The 17,479-nt window shown below is 43.9% G+C and carries 23 protein-coding genes; 19 read left to right on the top strand and 4 right to left on the bottom strand.

The window, feature by feature from the left end; all coding sequences use genetic code 11:
• Window positions 1–40: 40 nt before the first annotated feature.
• Window positions 41–466 carry a MarR family transcriptional regulator gene (locus M1D98_RS10380; protein WP_039074221.1) on the bottom strand — a complete coding sequence of 142 codons (426 nt, stop codon included), beginning with the start codon at window positions 464–466 and terminating at the stop codon, window positions 41–43.
• 128 nt (window positions 467–594) lie between these two features.
• Here M1D98_RS10380 and msrA point away from each other — a divergent pair, with 128 nt between their 5' ends.
• The 3 genes from msrA to M1D98_RS10365 all read left to right on the top strand — a co-directional run bounded on the left by msrA (window position 595) and on the right by M1D98_RS10365 (window position 3,700).
• Entirely contained in the window at window positions 595–1,128 is a 534-nt protein-coding gene (gene msrA / locus M1D98_RS10375; protein ID WP_010331330.1) for a peptide-methionine (S)-S-oxide reductase MsrA, read from the top strand.
• On the top strand, window positions 1,129–1,563 hold the full coding sequence (msrB, locus tag M1D98_RS10370; RefSeq protein WP_010331329.1) for a peptide-methionine (R)-S-oxide reductase MsrB: 435 nt from the start codon (window positions 1,129–1,131) through the stop codon (window positions 1,561–1,563).
• A 988-nt stretch (window positions 1,564–2,551) separates the two neighbouring features.
• A complete protein-coding gene (locus M1D98_RS10365; RefSeq protein WP_435576591.1) occupies window positions 2,552–3,700 on the top strand; it encodes a phytase in 1,149 nt (382 codons plus the stop codon).
• 258 nt (window positions 3,701–3,958) lie between these two features.
• Here the strand turns inward: M1D98_RS10365 and M1D98_RS10360 are convergent, their stop codons facing one another.
• Window positions 3,959–4,912: a CgeB family protein gene (locus M1D98_RS10360; protein ID WP_026014583.1), complete on the bottom strand. Its 954-nt coding sequence runs from the start codon at window positions 4,910–4,912 to the stop codon at window positions 3,959–3,961.
• 6 nt (window positions 4,913–4,918) lie between these two features.
• Window positions 4,919–5,311, bottom strand: a complete 393-nt coding sequence (gene cgeA, locus M1D98_RS10355) for a spore crust protein CgeA (RefSeq protein WP_010331326.1) — start codon at window positions 5,309–5,311, stop codon at window positions 4,919–4,921.
• A gap of 205 nt (window positions 5,312–5,516) precedes the next feature.
• Between cgeA and cgeC the strand changes: the two genes are divergently transcribed.
• The 13 genes from cgeC (at window position 5,517) to M1D98_RS10290 (ending at window position 15,950) form a co-directional block, all read left to right on the top strand.
• The gene (cgeC, locus tag M1D98_RS10350; protein WP_121642750.1) at window positions 5,517–5,819 is read left to right on the top strand and encodes a spore maturation protein CgeC; all 303 of its coding nucleotides are present in this window, start codon (window positions 5,517–5,519) and stop codon (window positions 5,817–5,819) included.
• Window positions 5,820–5,883: 64 nt separating this feature from the next.
• Window positions 5,884–7,164, top strand: a complete 1,281-nt coding sequence (locus M1D98_RS10345; protein ID WP_435576592.1) for a glycosyltransferase — start codon at window positions 5,884–5,886, stop codon at window positions 7,162–7,164.
• Window positions 7,165–7,192: 28 nt separating this feature from the next.
• On the top strand, window positions 7,193–7,972 hold the full coding sequence (locus M1D98_RS10340) for a GNAT family N-acetyltransferase (RefSeq protein ID WP_010331324.1): 780 nt from the start codon (window positions 7,193–7,195) through the stop codon (window positions 7,970–7,972).
• A gap of 79 nt (window positions 7,973–8,051) precedes the next feature.
• Window positions 8,052–8,165: a YjcZ family sporulation protein gene (locus M1D98_RS10335; RefSeq protein WP_039074280.1), complete on the top strand. Its 114-nt coding sequence runs from the start codon at window positions 8,052–8,054 to the stop codon at window positions 8,163–8,165.
• A 127-nt stretch (window positions 8,166–8,292) separates the two neighbouring features.
• Entirely contained in the window at window positions 8,293–9,615 is a 1,323-nt protein-coding gene (locus tag M1D98_RS10330; protein WP_326138626.1) for an aspartate aminotransferase family protein, read from the top strand.
• A gap of 17 nt (window positions 9,616–9,632) precedes the next feature.
• Window positions 9,633–10,322: a CoA transferase subunit A gene (locus M1D98_RS10325; RefSeq protein WP_010331321.1), complete on the top strand. Its 690-nt coding sequence runs from the start codon at window positions 9,633–9,635 to the stop codon at window positions 10,320–10,322.
• On the top strand, window positions 10,307–10,960 hold the full coding sequence (locus M1D98_RS10320) for a 3-oxoacid CoA-transferase subunit B (protein WP_010331320.1): 654 nt from the start codon (window positions 10,307–10,309) through the stop codon (window positions 10,958–10,960). Before M1D98_RS10325 ends, M1D98_RS10320 begins: the two co-directional genes overlap by 16 nt.
• Window positions 10,961–10,967: 7 nt before the next feature.
• On the top strand, window positions 10,968–12,284 hold the full coding sequence (locus tag M1D98_RS10315; RefSeq protein WP_435576594.1) for a peptidase: 1,317 nt from the start codon (window positions 10,968–10,970) through the stop codon (window positions 12,282–12,284).
• Window positions 12,262–13,089 (top strand): putative beta-lysine N-acetyltransferase, encoded by an 828-nt coding sequence (gene ablB, locus M1D98_RS10310; RefSeq protein ID WP_435576595.1) that lies wholly within the window; start codon window positions 12,262–12,264, stop codon window positions 13,087–13,089. Before M1D98_RS10315 ends, ablB begins: the two co-directional genes overlap by 23 nt.
• A gap of 29 nt (window positions 13,090–13,118) precedes the next feature.
• Entirely contained in the window at window positions 13,119–14,534 is a 1,416-nt protein-coding gene (kamA, locus tag M1D98_RS10305; protein ID WP_268538930.1) for a lysine 2,3-aminomutase, read from the top strand.
• Window positions 14,531–14,809 carry a YokU family protein gene (locus M1D98_RS10300; RefSeq protein ID WP_268524210.1) on the top strand — a complete coding sequence of 93 codons (279 nt, stop codon included), beginning with the start codon at window positions 14,531–14,533 and terminating at the stop codon, window positions 14,807–14,809. The genes kamA and M1D98_RS10300 overlap by 4 nt, the downstream gene beginning before the upstream one ends.
• An 86-nt stretch (window positions 14,810–14,895) precedes the next feature.
• On the top strand, window positions 14,896–15,120 hold the full coding sequence (locus tag M1D98_RS10295) for a YozE family protein (protein WP_010331315.1): 225 nt from the start codon (window positions 14,896–14,898) through the stop codon (window positions 15,118–15,120).
• Between the two features lie 149 nt (window positions 15,121–15,269).
• Window positions 15,270–15,950 (top strand): hypothetical protein, encoded by a 681-nt coding sequence (locus M1D98_RS10290; RefSeq protein WP_121642744.1) that lies wholly within the window; start codon window positions 15,270–15,272, stop codon window positions 15,948–15,950.
• Here M1D98_RS10290 and M1D98_RS10285 read toward each other — a convergent pair.
• Window positions 15,947–16,090: a hypothetical protein gene (locus M1D98_RS10285; RefSeq protein WP_121642743.1), complete on the bottom strand. Its 144-nt coding sequence runs from the start codon at window positions 16,088–16,090 to the stop codon at window positions 15,947–15,949. The two genes, M1D98_RS10290 and M1D98_RS10285, sit on opposite strands and share 4 nt — an antisense overlap.
• Window positions 16,091–16,211: 121 nt before the next feature.
• On the opposite strand from M1D98_RS10285, the gene M1D98_RS10280 reads away from it, so the two are divergent.
• The 3 genes from M1D98_RS10280 (at window position 16,212) to yodL (ending at window position 17,454) form a co-directional block, all read left to right on the top strand.
• Complete coding sequence (locus M1D98_RS10280; protein WP_003241581.1) at window positions 16,212–16,388, top strand: YozD family protein; 177 nt, start codon at window positions 16,212–16,214, stop codon at window positions 16,386–16,388.
• A 79-nt stretch (window positions 16,389–16,467) separates the two neighbouring features.
• Window positions 16,468–17,079 carry a phosphatase PAP2 family protein gene (locus M1D98_RS10275; protein ID WP_456279576.1) on the top strand — a complete coding sequence of 204 codons (612 nt, stop codon included), beginning with the start codon at window positions 16,468–16,470 and terminating at the stop codon, window positions 17,077–17,079.
• 60 nt (window positions 17,080–17,139) lie between these two features.
• Window positions 17,140–17,454, top strand: a complete 315-nt coding sequence (gene yodL, locus M1D98_RS10270) for a shape determination protein YodL (RefSeq protein WP_010328037.1) — start codon at window positions 17,140–17,142, stop codon at window positions 17,452–17,454.
• Window positions 17,455–17,479: the final 25 nt, after the last annotated feature.

Below are 17,479 nucleotides of genomic sequence, written 5' to 3'. Positions count from 1 at the left end.
CAAAAAGCACATACCCATGTATAGCGGTATGTGCTTTTTTTCATCGCTTTTTATCAAGTTTGCTGAAGAGCTCGATTAATGAGGCAAGTTCGGCATCGGTGTAGCAGTCAAAGCGTTTAAAGAAATATTCTGTTTTTTTCTCGTTGAAATGCTGAAGGACTTTTTCACCCGCTTCGGTGATATGAATGCGGATGATGCGCCTGTCTTCCTTCGATCTGATTCTCGTAATCCATTCCTTTTCCACCAGCGCATCAGTCACAGCTGTAATGTGGCTTGCTGATACCTCTAAAATAGGCGCAAATTCGGTGACCTTTTTAGGGCCTTGTTCACTGAGGATCCGCAGAATGGTGAATTCATTCCGTGACAGCTCTTTATCGAGAATTTCATTGATTTCGTTGCGTATTTGTTTAAAGACTTTACGGAGTAAATTTTCCATATCGTACATCATCTGTGTTCTTACTTTCAAATTTGTACCTCCATTACATAAGCATATTGCTTAAAATCTATAGATTTTATGAAAAGCAGAATCATTTTCATTCTATTTTTACATGCTATAATATAATAATACCACGTATGAACAAAGGAGGCACCAGTATGTCTGAAAAAAAAGAAATCGCCACATTTGCAGGAGGCTGTTTTTGGTGTATGGTCAAACCTTTTGACGAACAGCCGGGGATTGAAAAAGTGGTGTCCGGGTATACAGGCGGCCATACTGAAAACCCTACGTATGAAGAGGTGTGCAGTGAAACGACAGGACATCGTGAAGCCGTTCAAATCACGTTTCAGCCTGATGTGTTTCCTTATGAAAAGCTGCTTGAATTATTTTGGCAGCAAATCGATCCGACAGATGCCGGCGGCCAGTTTGCGGATCGCGGCAGCTCCTACCGTGCAGCCATTTTTTATCATAATGATAAACAAAAGGAGCTTGCGGAGGCTTCCAAGCAGCGTCTGATAGATAGCGGCATCTTTAAGGATCCGATTGTAACGGACATTTTAAAAGCTGAACCTTTCTATGAAGCGGAAGACTACCATCAGCATTTTTATAAAAAGAATCCTGGACATTATCAGCGCTACCGGACGGGGTCTGGACGAGCAGGATTTATCAGTGAGCATTGGGGGGCGAAATAAATGGGGTACAATAAAGAAGAAAAAATCAAGTCACTAAACCGCATGCAATATGAAGTGACGCAAAATAACGGCACAGAGCCGCCGTTTCAAAATGAATTTTGGGATCATCAGGAAGAAGGGCTCTATGTTGACATTGTGTCAGGCAAGCCATTGTTTACATCCAAGGATAAATTTGATTCCCACTGCGGCTGGCCAAGCTTTACAAAGCCGATTGAAGAAGAAGAAGTGGAAGAAAAACTAGACGCGAGCCACGGCATGATTCGCACAGAAGTGAGAAGCCGTACGGCTGATTCTCATCTTGGCCATGTATTTAACGACGGACCGGGGCCAAGCGGGCTTCGTTACTGCATAAACTCAGCGGCGCTGCGGTTTGTGCCGAAGGATAAGCTGAAAGAAGAAGGATACGAAAGCTATCTGCATCTTTTTGAAAAATAAAACAAAAAACAAGCCTGCCTACTGGATAGACAGGCTTTTTTTTGCCTTTTTTTCATTGGGCAATTCTGTCTTTCTTAATGAGAGGGGCTTAATCTATTGATATTTGGCAGATTGGCTTTGCGAAAATCAGGATGTTTTTCAGGCTCTGGAAGTATCGTCTAAAGCTTGCGCCATTTATACAGAGAATCAATTTCATGTAGGGGCGTTCCTTCTTTGTGTTGCTTTTCACCTGGACGTTTTGGTTTCCACTGCGGGCCGCCCGTGCTGCGATGCATACATATTCTTCTTCAATGATTTCATTTTAAAATAAAAGCTTCTCCGCGTCATGTTCTTGCCTGAGATTTTAGCGGATCACGCTCCATCTTTTGTGCAAATAAAATTGGAATGGCCGAATCCTTTGGAGCTGGAACATTTCCGAAGCCTACTGACCAAAACACAGTTTCTCTGTTATGGACGTGGGGGTTTCAGATTTTCAGATAACAGCTTGGTGGCACCCATTGTATTCATAGGCGATACAGGTTTACCCATAACATGCGGGCCCCGGTTTAAAAGGGCAGCCCCGCCACATCCTGTCCGCCGATGAGATTGGTCCGGATGGCTTTAATGTATGTTTTCACATGACAGAACGGTGATACTCATCTGTGGTCGTGCGCATTTACGAGTTCAAATGAAAGCCGTTTATCCGCCGCCTACTTTTCAAAAAAATGTATGGGAATGATCAACTCACAAAGTGTGTTTTTTTTTATAGAAAATCCATATCAAGGGCAATCAGACAATAAAGTAAACTAAATAAATGTTGTACTAAATATTCATAATGATCTTACTCTCGCGCCGTAAAAACAATTCTGACGGAGCCATTTCACGTGCTTCATAGGGAAAAGTGATTTATGAGGCAGAAACACTACAAAAAAAGGTTCATTTTCCTCACGGTTGAACACCTGTATATATTTTACAATAGAAGCGATAGTGATAAGGAGGAGGGTACAAAATGAAAGTTTCAAAAACAATGCTGCTAAGCACTGCTGCGGGTATATTGCTTAGCCTGACAACTCACTCGGTGTCTGCACATCATGTGAAAGCGGAACATCATTTTAAAGTGACGGCGCAAACGGAGACCGATCCTGTCGCTTCTGGAGATGACGCAGCAGATGACCCGGCCATTTGGGTTCATGAAAAGCATCCGGAAAAAAGCAAGTTGATCACGACAAATAAGAAGTCGGGACTCGTTGTGTATGATTTAAACGGCAAACAGCTTCAATCTTATGAGTTTGGAAAGCTTAATAATGTCGATCTGCGTTATGATTTTCCTTTGAACGGCGAAAAAATTGATATTGCTGCCGCCTCTAACCGATCTGAAGGAAAAAATACAATCGAAGTCTATGCAATTGACGGAGATAAAGGAAAGTTGAAAAGCATTACAGACCCCCACCATCCTATTTCAACTGATATTTCCGAGGTATACGGGTTCAGCCTGTATCACAGCCAGAAAACAGGAGCATTTTACGCATTAGTGACGGGCAAACAGGGAGAATTCGAGCAATATGAAATTGTTGATAATGGAAAGGGTTATGTAACGGGGAAATTAGTGCGTGAATTTAAATTGAATTCACAGACAGAAGGCCTTGTTGCTGATGATGAGTACGGGAACTTGTATATAGCAGAGGAAAATGAAGCCATCTGGAAATTTCATGCTGAGCCAGACGGAGGATCAAAGGAACGGGTTGTCGACCGCGCCACAGGAGAACGCTTGACAGCTGACATTGAAGGACTGACGATCTATTATGCGCCATACGGCAAAGGATATCTCATGGCCTCAAGTCAGGGAAATAACAGCTATGCAATGTATGAACGTCAGGGAAGCAATCGCTACATAGCCAATTTTGACATTGCAGATGGCGAAAAGATAGACGGCACTAGTGACACGGACGGTATTGATGTTCTCGGTTTCGGACTCGGCCCAAAATATCCGTACGGGATTTTTGTGGCGCAGGACGGTGAAAATATTGACAATGGACAAGCCGTCAATCAGAACTTCAAAATTGTGTCATGGGAACAGATTGCACAGCATCTCGGAGGAAAGCCTGATTTTCATAAACAGGTGAATCCGAGGAAGCTGAAGGACCGTTCTGACGGCTAAGAAAGAGAAGCACATTCAGCTGGCTTTCAGCGTGTCGACAAGCCATTCGTTGTCAGTCCCGCGCGTTGATGTTCACGAATTTCTATTCGCTGCGCCCAATACTCTTTATTCCTAGACAGCGAGGGTTTTCCACCACGAAAAAAGTTGACCAAACGCTAAGACCAAACCGTTTCAGCATTTGGTCAACAATCTGGAAAGCAGCTTGTTTGGCTGCTTTTTTCTGTACAGAAAAAATCGTTCATCACAATGAACGATTTTTCAAGAAAGCGCCAGATGGATTGCCTTTAGTTTTGCAGGAAGCTCATCAAACGTATATGCGGGCACGGTCTCTTTGTAATTGGCTGCTGCTGCTTTTTGACGTTCCTCAGGGTGGTTGATATAGAAAGCGGCTTTTTCCTTAAAGTCGTTCATGCTGTGATAAGAAATAAAGGATGAAAAAGGATGTGCCGCGGGTAAATCTGTTAATTGAAATGCTTCGCATGCAGCTATATCAAACGTCCGGTTATTAAAACTGGCATTTTGGAGGCGGATATGATTTTGATTGAAAGCAAAATGATAGGGCCGATGCGCATTCATCACGATGTCTGCCCCGTTATAATAATGGACGGCCTGTTCGGGCGGAACCCATGTGCTGACGACATCGATATGCGGCTGTTTGAGCACTTTATTCGGCAGGTATTTTCTCCATTCCTTTCCGATAACCCGAACGGTGAAAGGCAGATGCACCGCTTCTTTCATAAGCTGAACCCGGTTAGGGTAAGGATAGCCGATGATAAGCAGATTTGAATGAAAAGAATCATCTGTGTCCATTTTTTTAAACAGCCGGTGATTCACTGGAATCGGAACATAATAGACGTGCTGGCAGCCAAGCTCCTGATAATAGAGAGCGGCATTTTGTTCAATCGTTAATATGGCGTCAGCGTGCTTTATCACCTGAAGACTGATATCAATGTAAAATGGGTCTTCGGTCAGCCAAACATATACGGGAATATCCTTACCCTTTAACCAGATCAGCCAGTCGTGAGGAACGCGGTCTCCAACCATCATGAGTGCGAAGTCCGGCTGAAACGCTTCGATGTTCTCCAGAGATTCTGGTTCCGGAATATCTGCAGACATGTACTCTGTATGAGTATGACGAAAACATTCTTCAGCCCAGCGGTCAAAATAACTGTATATTCCTCCGTATCCCGACTGGATATACAACACTTTCATCAGATGTTATGAAAAGAATGTGACGCTTTCTACTTTGTCGACATCAATTAATGTTGTAGCTTGCCCTTCTGGCGTGACGGAGCTTTCCTGTGTTACAAATACGATGCCGTGAATTTGATCAAAAGCAACGAAAACAACTGGCCCGATCATGTCACCTGAATCAGTTACGATGCTGATTGTAGTGCCTGGCGTAATTCTGGCAAAAATCCATCTTGCCGGAAGGGAAGTAGATTCAGCCGTAATCATTTCACTTTGATCTACTTTTTGATCGATTGCAGCTTCAAGCAAGTCTTTAAGATGGTTTTCCACGTTTTCTCCTCCTTCTGTTGCAGTTGGAAATAAAGGGTTTAAAAGGGTTTTAATCAAATCCTTTTTTAACTCTGCGTTTTCAGAGCTCATTACACACACCTCCTATTCAATAGTGAACTCATGTTAATCATATTCTTCAGGCCGCCATTTGGTATGAGTCGAATGCCGTACCTGACCTATTTTTCATATATTTAAGGAAAATGCTGATTTTTTAAATGAGTGGACATAGCCTATACCATAAATCGAAATCAGTCATATTGTGAAACAGAGCATAAGGGTAAAGGAGAGGGAATGTTTGGATATTGAGAACCACGTGAATCAAGAAGAAAACCAAGATGAACTGCATTTTATTTTGCTTTTGCTGATTTTGCTTATTCGCCAATCGTCTACTGAGCATCCATCTGATCTCAGGCGCCAGCTCGTATTTGCAAAAGAGCTTGGCGTACCGGTTTCAACCGTTCATCTGATAAATGGGGAGACGCTTCAAAACGTCATCATAAAAGAGGTTCTGAGTGATTTGGTTATTTTTCAAAACCCGTTAAATCATACGAGATCTCATGTCGCACTCTCAAGTATTGTAAGCTGGGGTGCTTTTTAAATGATGACAGAGGCTCTGCTTGCTGCGGAGCCGTTTTGATGTGTGATGATAGGGGGGCTGTATATTGGGAGAGAAAGTGTCCATTATTTTAACGAGTTATAATAAACCTTACTATCTGCAAAAAGCGATCGAAAGCGTCATGAAGCAAACGCATGAACTATGGGAGCTCTTGATCATGGATGATCATTCTAATGATGAAACAATTGCAGTGATTCATAAATACCTTCATGACCCTCGCGTTCGTTATGAAAATAGTTTCGTACATCCCGCAGATCGATTAAAAACCACTCGTTATGCCACATTAATTAACAGTGCACTCCCATTTGCCGACGGCGATTTCATTTCCTATCTCACTGATGACACTGTTTATCATCCTGATCGGCTGAGCCGTATGGTAGAGATGTTTTCACATCATCCTGAGGCGCAGGCTGTTTATTCAAAACAAAAAGTTGTACAGGTGAACGAAAGGGGAGAGGCAATCTCCCATTTTTATAGAAATGCCAATACAGTGCTTCATCAGGCTGCTTTTCAAGTCGATCATTGCTCAGTTATGCATCGCCGTTCGTTACTTGATCGTATTCGCCATAAATATGGAAGCTATTGGGATGATGATATGAAGCATTGGAATCATGGCGACTCAATTTTTTGGGCCAGAATGAACAACTTTGCTCCGTTTCTGCCGATAAATGAAGTATTAGATACAACCTATAAAACCCCCGATTCGTTTCAAAATGCGTATCGGTTTCTGCCCGCCGATTTGATTGACGGATCTTTTGTAAAAGGATCAGATCAAAACGTGTATTTTTTTGATATGGGTGTGAGGCATCCTGTCGGGGAAAGGTGGGGTTCTTTGTATCTAAATCGGACTGTGGCCGTTCCAGATCCGTATTTATTCCAATATAACATTGGGAAAATGTTAAACATTCCGAACTACATTTTAGTAAAGGGAGCTGACCACCCTGCAATATTCTATATCGAAGCCGGAAAAAAAAGACGAATTGCTGATCAGTATGCTTTTCAGTTTTATCAATTTAAAAGAAAAGACATAGTGACCATTGGAGAAGAAGAACTGAAGGCGCTGCCAGAAGGGCTGCCAATTACGCGGGAACGATCTGGTTTGATCGAAAATCCGCCTGGACGCAGGCTTTTTTTCATAGAACGCGAGCCGTTTTTGTTTCTAAACGGCGTCTTTCACCCAATTCGTGAACAAGTAGTAAGGAAATTCTTTTTATATCATAAGCCAATCCCCGCTTCTTTCCGAAATATTCAGCAATTTCCAATTGGAAAGCCGTTTTATCCGGTGTACGATGAGATTATAAAGAAATTGAATATTGCAGCTGAGTAAAGGCACAGGCCATAAAAAGGAGACGTTCATGACAGGAGACTATTCAAAAACAGAACATCAATATATATTGTTAACGTCTGAATCGGCTTCGTTTGATCATTACAGCGTATATAGAGATCCGAAGCTGCCGCACATTTTTTCTCATAACTTTGTTCAGCTCCATGATACGTTTCCATTGAAGCGGTTATTGGACTTTTTGCCATCCGTACCAAAGCTGCTTCATGCAAATTATCTCCATTTAAAAGCGGCGCCGCAGCATGTTTTTCCGCTCGGGTTGAAGCAATCCCTTGTCAAAAGCGGGTTTGTTGTCGAGGATGAGCTGTTGTACGACATGAAGCTTAGTGATTGGAAAGGGCAGATGGGGCATCCGTTAACGGCATGGGGGACGGCTAAAAGTCTCAGTGATGGATCTTCTATCATGAAAATTTATGATTCCATTTATATCGGGGAAGCGATCGCTGAACAAAAATTAAAAAGAAAATATCCCTTTTATGAAACGGGTACGGTCATCCTTGTTGTTTGTTACAGCGATCCATCACAGAAGGTTCCCATTGGGTGCGGCGAACTTTTCATCCATCCGCAAGAAAAAACGGCTAAAATCGAAGAAGTTGCCATTTTGGATCAGTTTCAAAGGAAGGGCTATGGCAGCATCTTAGTGAAAGAAATGCTGTCTATCGCAAAATCGCTCGGAATGGAAGCGGCCTATTTAGTGGCTACAAGCACTGACGGTGCAACCCATTTTTACGAAAAGCTGACATTTAAAAAATATGAGCGGATACACACTGTTTTTCATTATTTCCTTTCCTAAAATAGGCGTTTGTACCAACCATTTGGGACTTGGCCCGCATAACATGCCGTATATCGTGATAAGAAAGGATGAAAACAGCATGCATGGATACGCTGGATACGGTTACGGAACTGGCTGCGGGACAAATACGTTTGTATTGATTGTTGTCTTGTTCATTTTATTAATTATTGTCGGAGCCGCTTTTATTGGCTAAATATGAATTTTTAAAAGAGCCTTTCCATTCAGGAAGGCTCTTTTTTGTGAGAAAAGTTTTTCAGTGAACGTCATGCCGCAATTTGGACACTCATATAATATGTCAAAAGGGTTTTTGAGGTGGAAACATGAGCAGTTATTTGATTAAGCCGGAGCTTAGTTCGGCCTATCCGGTTGTCAGTCATGCGAAGGGTTCATATGTTTATGATCAGACCGGAAAAAGATATCTTGACGGCTCATCAGGTGCGGTGACATGCAATATCGGCCACGGGGTTCGTCATGTGACTGAGAGGCTGAAAGAACAGCTTGATCAGGTGTCTTTTGCTTACCGCTCACAGTTTACGAGCGAGCCTGCCGAGCAATTAGCCGCTCTCTTAGCGCAGGAGCTGCCGGGAGACGTGAATTGGTCTTTTTTTGTCAACAGCGGATCAGAAGCCATAGAAACAGCGATGAAAATCGCCATTCAGTATTGGCAGGAAAAAAAGCAAACCCAAAAATCCATCTTTTTGTCGCGGTGGAGCAGTTATCACGGAATAACTTTGGGAGCGCTTTCATTATCTGGTTTTTATGAGAGGAGATACCGATTCACCCATCTCATTGAGCGATATCCCGCTACCTCAGCTCCCCACATGTATCGGCTGAATGATAGGACGGCAGAAGAAATTGTTCAAACTGCCGCTGATGAACTGGAAACGGCCATCAGAAGAATCGGAAGCCAATTTATCGCCGCCTTTGTGGCTGAGCCTATTATCGGTGCCGCAGGTGCAGCGATAACTCCGCCACCGGGATATTATGAGAGATTAAGTGAGGTATGCCGCACACACGAAATACTCTTTATTGCAGATGAAGTGATGACAGGTCTTGGAAGAACAGGGAGGATGCTCGCGACAGAGCATTGGCACACCGTTCCTGATATAGCTGTACTGGGTAAGGGCCTTGGTGCGGGGTATGCGCCTATTGCTGCTGCCGTTGTATCAGATCCTATTATTGAAACGATAAAACAAGGTTCGGGTGTGATTATGAGCGGCCACACATATAGTGCACATCCCTATTCAGCCAAAGCGGCTCTGGAAGTTTTGCGGTATGTGTTAAAGCACGGCTTGATCAAGCAATCAGAAAAAAAGGGAGCTGTGCTGAAAAAGAAGCTTATTGAGGCAGCTTCTCAAAGCAGCATCATTGGTGATGTACGAGGGAAAGGACTGCTATTAGGCATAGAATTTGTAGCTGACAAGAACACGAGGAACGTTTTTTCGCCAGAGCAGGCTATTACCCAGCGTATTGTAGCCGAGGCGAAAAAACGCGGACTGATTGTTTATCCTGCCAAAGCGGGAATAGACAGCGGGGAAGGAGATGCTGTCATTATTGCACCGCCTTTTACCATTTCAGATTGTGAGACTGAAGAACTCATATCAATTTTTTCAGAAACAGTTGCAGCGATTGAAAAAAACTGAAAAGGGATTGAAATCAAATGGCGCCATTTCAAAAAACAATCAGCATCGAAACGGCAATTGCAGATGTCCAGGACGGATCGGTCCTAATGTTTGGCGGTTTTGGAGGAGTCGGCTCACCTCCTTCATTGATTGAAGCTATATTAGACAGCGGTGTAACGGATTTAACCGTTATTTGCAATGATGCCGGGTTTCCGGAAATAGGGATCGGGCCGCTTATTGTCAATCAACGAGTCAAAACCCTGATCGCATCGCATATCGGTTCTAATCCAGTAGCGGGAAAACAAATGACAGACGGGACGTTAGAGGTTCAATTTTCACCCCAGGGAACGCTTGCAGAACGGATTCGCGCCGGTGGAGCGGGGCTCGGCGGCATTTTAACTGACGTGGGGATTGATAATCAAATGGTTTGTGAGGGAAAGAACATCATGTCTATGGCAGGAAAGCGATATTTGATTGAAGAGGCGCTGACGGCTGATTTTGCTTTCATCAATGCGCACATTGCAGATGAATTTGGCAATTTAACGTATGACAAAACAGCGCGCAATATGAATCCGCTTATGGCGATGGCCGCAAGGAGAACCTTTGCCGAAGCTCAGCGTATCGTCCCGATGGGAGAGATTTCAGAAGAAAGGATTGTTACACCGGGGGTTTTTGTCGAGGGGGTTGTGAGAAGCGAAGGAGTGAAGTGGAAATGGGCTTGGGAGTAGCAGAGAGAGAACAGATCGCAAAACGGGCCGCTTCTGAAATCAAGCCGGGCATGATTGTGAATCTCGGTATTGGCATCCCATCTTTGGTGCCAAACTTTTTGCCGCCTGGTATGCAGGTCATGCTGCAGGCTGAAAACGGTGTGCTCGGAATTGGCGAAAGCCCTGAAAAGGGAGATGAGGATGAACATTTATGCAACGCGGCTGGATTTCCGGTCCGCGCTGTTAACGGAGCGTCTTATTTTGATACAACGGTGTCTTTTGCGATGATCAGAAGAGGCAAAATTGACATTACCATTTTAGGTGCCCTGCAGGTCAGCCAGTCAGGCGATTTGGCGAATTGGCTTGTCCCGGGAAAAAAGGTGCCGGGTATGGGTGGTGCGATGGAACTGGCCCAAAAAGCGAAAAAAGTGGTTGTCGTCATGAGTCATACAGATCAAAAGGGAAGGCCCAAATTAACAGAAACATGCACGCTCCCGTTAACGGCGGCAGGCTGTGTAGATATGATCATTACTGAAAAAGCGGTTCTTGAGGTCGATGGCCGTCATTTCATTTTAAAAGAGCTGATGAATGGCTCGACAATCACCGAGGTGACAAGGCTGACTGAAGCTGAAATCAAAATAGATATGCCTTTTTCTTAAAGGGGGAATGAGGATGCAAGACATTGAGAAAAAAGTAATCGAGTGGCTTGATCAGCATTCGGCCAAAGCCATTCGTCTTCTCAAAAGGCTGATTGGAGAAAAAAGCACATTGGGTTCAGAATTTAATGCCCAAGCTGTTGTGCTGGAAAAACTGCGGCAATTTCATATGGACATTGACGTGTGGGAGCCAAGCCTAAAGCAATTAAAACAGCATCCCTACTTTAAATCAGACCGCTCCGATTTTCATGAGAGTCCGAACATCGTTGCAAAAAAAACGGGAGCGGGCGGGGGGCGGTCGCTGATTTTAAACGGCCATATCGATGTTGTGCCTGAAGGAAGCGTGAAGGATTGGAAGCATGAACCGTTTCAAGCTGTCGAAGAAAACGGTAAAATATATGGCCGCGGCTCAACGGATATGAAGGGAGGCAACACAGCCCTTCTTTTTGCTTTAGAAGCCCTGAACGCCTGTGATGTCAAATTGAAAGGTGATGTGTTATTTCAAAGTGTTGTCGATGAAGAGTGCGGCGGAGCGGGAACACTGTCTGCCATCATGAGAGGGTATCGTGCTGACGGGGCGCTGATTCCGGAACCGACGAACATGAAACTTTTTATAAAGCAGCAGGGGTCGATGTGGTTTCGGATCACAGTGAAGGGATTAGCGGCACATGGAGGCACACGCTATGAAGGGGTAAGCGCGATTGAAAAAAGCATGCATGTGATCAGAGCCATACAGGAGCTGGAAAAAGTCCGCAATGCCAGAATCTCAGATCCGCTGTACGACAATGTCCCAATACCTGTACCGGTGAATATCGGCACCATCTCAGGCGGAGCGTGGCCTTCTTCAGTTGCAGACCGTGTCGTCATAGAAGGGAGATGCGGAATTGCGCCCCATGAGAAGCCAGAAGCAGTAAAACTTGAATTGGAAAACTGGCTGAAGGATTTAGATTACCGTGATGAATGGTTTAAACGCCATCCGATTAAAGTTGAATGGTTCGGCGCTCAATGGCTTCCGAACGATTTGCCTAATGACCATCCTTTGATTTCAGTGCTGCAATCAGCCTATCAAAAAATGAAACAGACAGAGCCGATCATCGAAGCCTCGCCATGGGGAACGGATGGAGGGCTTTTATACCATGCAGGCGATACGCCTGTGATCGTTTTCGGGCCCGGAGAAACAAAAACAGCTCATCAAGCAAATGAATACATTGAGATTGAAGCCATGATAGAATCTGCTAAGATTATCGCTCTTTTTGTGATCGATTGGTGCGGGCTTCATACAGGCGGGGAGGGGGAGAATGAGGATGCTCAAGTCGATAATAAGTAATGGTGTCACTGCTGTTCTGGACCATGACAGCTTTAATAGGCGAATAAGAGTTGTCCGTTATGACGGCGCTATTGAGCAGGCCCTGCCTGATATCGTGGCAGCGGCAAAAGAAGAGGATGCGGAAAAAATCATCGTCTATACGAAACAGCAAGATGAAGCTGTGCTTGCCAGACAATTGTTTGCGCCGGAGGGTTTTCTCGAGGGCTATTATCTCGGCCACTCGGCTTGTGTCATGGCGCGTTACCTCACAGAAAAACGCAGGCAAACAGATTCATATATAAAGGAACAGGAGATGATCGAAGCTTTATACCGCACAGCACCTCACCCCCGTAGCGGAAACAGTCCAAACTTTACGATGAGAAAAGCGGAAATAAACGACATGTATCAGCTTTCGATGTTGTTTAAAAAAGTATTCCGTACGTACCCGACCCCTGTATTTGATCCCGCATACATTGAAAAGACGATGAATGAAAATGTGATGTATTATGTCATGTTTGATCATGACCGCCTGATCAGCGCAGCAAGCGCAGACATCAATCCAGAGCTCGGGCATGCAGAAATAACCGACTGCGCTGTGCTTCCGGAATATCGAGGCCATTCGCTGACAAGCTTTTTAATCGAGGCATTAGAAAAAGAAATGGCCGAGAAAGCAATCTTTCACGTGTTTTCTCTCGCCCGGGCTGCTTCTTTTGGGATGAATGCTGTATTGTATCATTCCGGTTATCAGTATGGCGGAAGGCTGATTAATAATTGCTATATAGCGGAAGGTCTTGAAAACATGAATATTTGGTGCAAGCACCTGTAAGTCAAAAAGATGCACGAGGAGGAATTCATTTGGAGAGCAAATGGTATAAACCGAAACGGCATTGGAAGGAGATAGAATTATGGAAGGACGTTCCGGAAGAGAAATGGAACGATTGGCTTTGGCAGCTTACACATACGGTAAGAACGTTAGATGATTTGAAAAAAGTCATTCGCTTGACCGAGGATGAAGAGGAAGGCGTCAGAATTTCAACCAAAACGATCCCCTTAAATATTACACCATATTATGCTTCTTTAATGGACCCCGATAACCCGAGATGCCCGGTCCGCATGCAGTCTGTACCTCTTTCTGAAGAAATGCACAAAACAAAATACGATCTGGAAGATCCCCTCCATGAGGATGAAGATTCACCGGTACCTGGACTGACACACCGCTATCCCGATCGTGTGCTGTTTCTTGTCACCAATCAATGTTCCATGTACTGCCGCTACTGTACAAGAAGGCGTTTTTCCGGACAAATCGGAATGGGAGTTCCTAAAAAACAGCTTGATGCTGCAATTGCTTATATCCGGGAAACACCTGAAATCCGCGATTGTTTAATTTCAGGCGGTGACGGACTGCTAATCAATGACCAAATTTTAGAATACATTTTAAAAGAGCTGCGCAGCATTCCGCATCTGGAAGTCATTAGAATCGGAACGAGGGCTCCGGTCGTCTTTCCGCAGCGCATTACCGATCAGCTGTGCGAGATCTTGAAAAAATATCATCCAGTCTGGCTGAACACCCATTTCAATACAAGCATCGAAATGACAGAGGAATCCGTTGAGGCCTGTGAAAAGCTGGTGAATGCGGGAGTGCCGGTCGGAAATCAGGCCGTCGTGTTAGCCGGTATTAATGATTCGATTCCCATCATGAAAAAACTCATGCACGACTTGGTAAAAATCAGAGTCCGTCCGTATTATATTTATCAATGTGATCTGTCAGAGGGGATCGGACATTTCAGAGCTCCTGTTTCCAAAGGTTTGGAGATTATTGAAGGGCTGCGTGGCCATACCTCGGGCTATGCGGTTCCGACCTTTGTCGTTGACGCACCGGGCGGCGGTGGAAAAATCGCCCTGCAGCCAAACTATGTCCTGTCGCAAAGCCCTGACAAAGTCATCTTAAGAAATTTTGAAGGTGTGATTACGTCATATCCAGAACCGGAGAATTACATTCCTAATCAGGCTGACGCCTATTTTGCATCCGTTTTTCCTGACATCGCTGACAAAAAGGAGCCAATTGGACTGAGTGCCATTTTTGCTGACAAAGAGGTTTCATTTACACCGGAAAACGTAGCCAGAATCAAAAGGCGGGAAGCGTTTACAGCGAATCCGGAGCATGAAACATTAAAAGACCGGCGTGAGAAAAGAGATCAGCTTAAAGAAAAGAAATTTTTGGCGCAACAGAAAAAACAGAAAGAGGCTGAAAACGGAGGGGATTCTTCATGAAAACATGCGAATGGTGCGGCGAGCTTGAAGCAGTACCCGGCAGGAACACGGTGTACTGGGAGCTCCCTGACGGAACAAGAGCCATAGAGCTGACTGACACCCCCGCCATGGTGTGTGCTTCCTGCGGAATGACCTATCAGGAGGAAGCCACAATAAAGGTGATTGAGGATCAGCTGCTTTTGATTCAAACAAAAAAACTGCCTCAAAGCCTGACCTACCAACAGCTCATGGAGACAGAAAGGATCCTGAAACGCAACTATTTTGACTTCTCCTGAATGATGTTTCGGTATTCTTTTGTTGTATTTTTACACTTGAACTGTATAATAGAACAACAAAAGACAGACATCAGGAGGGGAAACCCATGAAATCCTTTTATCACTATTTATTGAAATATAGACACCCGAAGCCTCAGGACAGCATCAGTGAATTTGCCAATCAGGCGTATGAGGATCACAGCTTTCCGAAAACCTCAACCGATTATCATGAAATCAGTTCATATTTGGAGCTGAACGCTGATTACCTTCACACGATGGCGACGTTTGATGAAGCTTGGGATCAATACGAGGCTGAAGTTCACGGCAGATAATAACTGTTTCGTCCGCAGATTCCTGCGGATTTTTTTATGTCCTAATCTAACCATAATTGGATATTTCCTTTGGTTTTCATGCCCATGCGAATTGGTGTCACCCGGCATACGATAGCGTATGAGAAATGTTGCGGCGAGGGGGAGACACCATGAAGCAAAATAAACCGAAATTCCAAGTAGGGGATGTTGTAGTCGTCATTATGTATGGAACAGTCGGCACCATCACAAAAGTACACCAAATTGATCATCACTATCTTTATGAAGTCAATCATAATGAAGTCTTATACTTTGAATCGTCCATTCAGCTGTACAAAGATTATGAGGGTGTCATTGTCGACATGGAAAAGCTGGATATTGAGTATGAATTCCTTATTGGGGATGTTGTTTATGTAAAAGATTATGGAAAAGAACTCTTTCGCATTATCGGCCACAGAACAGAAATTTGGAGATATTTAGAAGATGGCTGGGAAGATATCATTTATGAGCTGACCCGTTTAAAGGATGGAGAGTGGCTTGAAACGGAGGAAGAGGATCTCACGCTGGTGCTGAGAAAATATGAAATGGACCAGTTTGTACACCAGCTGTTGTTTGTCCACTATGTCGGAGAAACTGGCCATGAGATCGGCGAAGATATTGCATCGTCTGCTCTTCTTCAGTTTGAAGGCGATGATGAAGATCAAGATACCCTTCACATCCTTGCTGTATCAATTGTTGATGAGCTTCTCGATATTTATAACGACTACAAAATTCTGTATGACATGTTTCGAGATGAAGAATATAAGGATATGATGATGTTTGTTCTGGAAAGTTTAAAAGAGCATTTCAGTTAGTTTGTGAACATGCAGATCAAGACATATAAAAAATAAGGCAGACAGCCCCACATCATCACATGCGTCATTCCTTTAAGCGTTTTTTCCATGATGATATCGAATCTTTCTCCGTCCAGTGCTTCCATCATTTTAGCAATCATTCCTGTCAGCCTCCCATGGCTTGTTTTTTATTCAATGTATATGATTGAAAGAATTGTTTAGAACACCGGGTATAATTCAGCCTGTTTTTTCATAAAACATAAAAAAGGAGGCGGTACGGAGATGAAAGAAATAGATCTTGTGATTGATACGGAAGAAATCGCTGAATTTTTTTACAGAGAGCTTGCGCGACGGGGCTACATACCGAGTGAGGATGAGCTGTTTGAAATCGCTGACATTACCTTTGATTATTTGATAGAAAAATGTATGATAGATGAAGAGCTGGATGAAGATGATTGAAGCTTGAAGCCGGAGTGGTCAGCTCCGGTTTTATTATTCGTGTTCTATGAATTTTGTGATAATTGAGGTGGTTTACATGTTGTACAAGCCCGTTAGCCTGTTTCTTTTCTTTCTTTTTCTAGCTGCGGCCATTCATACAAATGCTGTTCAATCAGCGGATGAAGCGATAAGCAAGGCAGCTGTTTTGACCCGTCAGCCATGGCTTAATGAGGTCATGACAGGGGTTACGCATCTTGGTGCTTCTTCTATTCTGCTCCCTCTTATCGTAATCATTGGAGCGGGCCTGTTTTTTTACAAAAAAACAGGAGACGGCCTTTTGATGCTCTTGATATTCGGTGCGGATCGGCTATTAAACAAAGTCTTAAAAGAATGGATCGAACGAGTAAGGCCTAATTTTGCTCCGCTGGTACATGAATCATCCTTCAGCTTTCCGAGCGGCCACTCCATGAATGCTGCCTGTGTTTATCCTGTCTTAGCCTACTTTTTAGTGAAACACATTCCGTTTTTGTCCAAACATAAAAAAATCGTATACACCATAGCCGGCGTGATCACAGTTTTGGTCGGCATAAGCAGAGTATACTTGGGGGTTCACTTTGTGACCGATGTGCTAGGAGGCTTTAGTCTCGGCCTGCTTCTGTTTTTCCTAGTAAAAGATTTTGACGAAAAGATGAAGCGGTTTCGACAAAAATAGAGAGAGGAAAACGCGGCAAAAACGCCAATATGTTATAGAAATAAAAGGGAGGGGATCTTGATGATGTTATCCGTGTTTAAAAAGAAGTCTTGTTCTTATGACGTGACAATATTTCAAACACCTCGGTTTGGCGAAAAAAAAGGCTACAGAGCCGTCTATCGAACTGAACTGAACGGGAGCGGTCATCAAGATGTGCTGAAAAGGGCATTCTCTTTGTTTAATGTATTTGACACCGTTCCAAGTGATTATGATGCGAGATTTGTTGCCACAGGAGACGTGATTCTGATTGATGAAGGCAGAAAAGGCAAGACATATTACAAGCTGCTTCCCGCCGGATGGAGGAAAATCAATCGTCTGATTGTGCAAACGACATAACAAAAAGAAAACTGCGGACTTCCGC

Source organism: Bacillus sp. K7 (assembly GCF_053903245.1).
The sequence above is the reverse complement of the archived record's forward strand: the minus strand, read 5'-3'. Positions and strand labels throughout refer to the sequence as shown.

Bases quoted from the DNA above. Each gene is read 5' to 3' on its own strand.
- msrA (WP_010331330.1), top strand. From the start codon at position 595: ATGTCTGAAAAAAAAGAAATCGCCACATTTGCAGGAGGCTGTTTTTGG.
- msrB (WP_010331329.1), top strand. From the start codon at position 1,129: ATGGGGTACAATAAAGAAGAAAAAATCAAGTCACTAAACCGCATGCAA.
- M1D98_RS10365 (WP_435576591.1), top strand. From the start codon at position 2,552: ATGAAAGTTTCAAAAACAATGCTGCTAAGCACTGCTGCGGGTATATTG.
- M1D98_RS10360 (WP_026014583.1), bottom strand. From the start codon at position 4,912: ATGAAAGTGTTGTATATCCAGTCGGGATACGGAGGAATATACAGTTAT.
- cgeA (WP_010331326.1), bottom strand. From the start codon at position 5,311: ATGAGCTCTGAAAACGCAGAGTTAAAAAAGGATTTGATTAAAACCCTT.
- M1D98_RS10340 (WP_010331324.1), top strand. From the start codon at position 7,193: ATGACAGGAGACTATTCAAAAACAGAACATCAATATATATTGTTAACG.
- M1D98_RS10335 (WP_039074280.1), top strand. From the start codon at position 8,052: ATGCATGGATACGCTGGATACGGTTACGGAACTGGCTGCGGGACAAAT.
- M1D98_RS10330 (WP_326138626.1), top strand. From the start codon at position 8,293: ATGAGCAGTTATTTGATTAAGCCGGAGCTTAGTTCGGCCTATCCGGTT.
- M1D98_RS10325 (WP_010331321.1), top strand. From the start codon at position 9,633: ATGGCGCCATTTCAAAAAACAATCAGCATCGAAACGGCAATTGCAGAT.
- M1D98_RS10320 (WP_010331320.1), top strand. From the start codon at position 10,307: ATGGGCTTGGGAGTAGCAGAGAGAGAACAGATCGCAAAACGGGCCGCT.
- M1D98_RS10315 (WP_435576594.1), top strand. From the start codon at position 10,968: ATGAGGATGCAAGACATTGAGAAAAAAGTAATCGAGTGGCTTGATCAG.
- ablB (WP_435576595.1), top strand. From the start codon at position 12,262: ATGCTCAAGTCGATAATAAGTAATGGTGTCACTGCTGTTCTGGACCAT.
- M1D98_RS10300 (WP_268524210.1), top strand. From the start codon at position 14,531: ATGAAAACATGCGAATGGTGCGGCGAGCTTGAAGCAGTACCCGGCAGG.
- M1D98_RS10295 (WP_010331315.1), top strand. From the start codon at position 14,896: ATGAAATCCTTTTATCACTATTTATTGAAATATAGACACCCGAAGCCT.
- M1D98_RS10290 (WP_121642744.1), top strand. From the start codon at position 15,270: ATGAAGCAAAATAAACCGAAATTCCAAGTAGGGGATGTTGTAGTCGTC.
- M1D98_RS10285 (WP_121642743.1), bottom strand. From the start codon at position 16,090: ATGATTGCTAAAATGATGGAAGCACTGGACGGAGAAAGATTCGATATC.
- M1D98_RS10280 (WP_003241581.1), top strand. From the start codon at position 16,212: ATGAAAGAAATAGATCTTGTGATTGATACGGAAGAAATCGCTGAATTT.
- yodL (WP_010328037.1), top strand. From the start codon at position 17,140: ATGATGTTATCCGTGTTTAAAAAGAAGTCTTGTTCTTATGACGTGACA.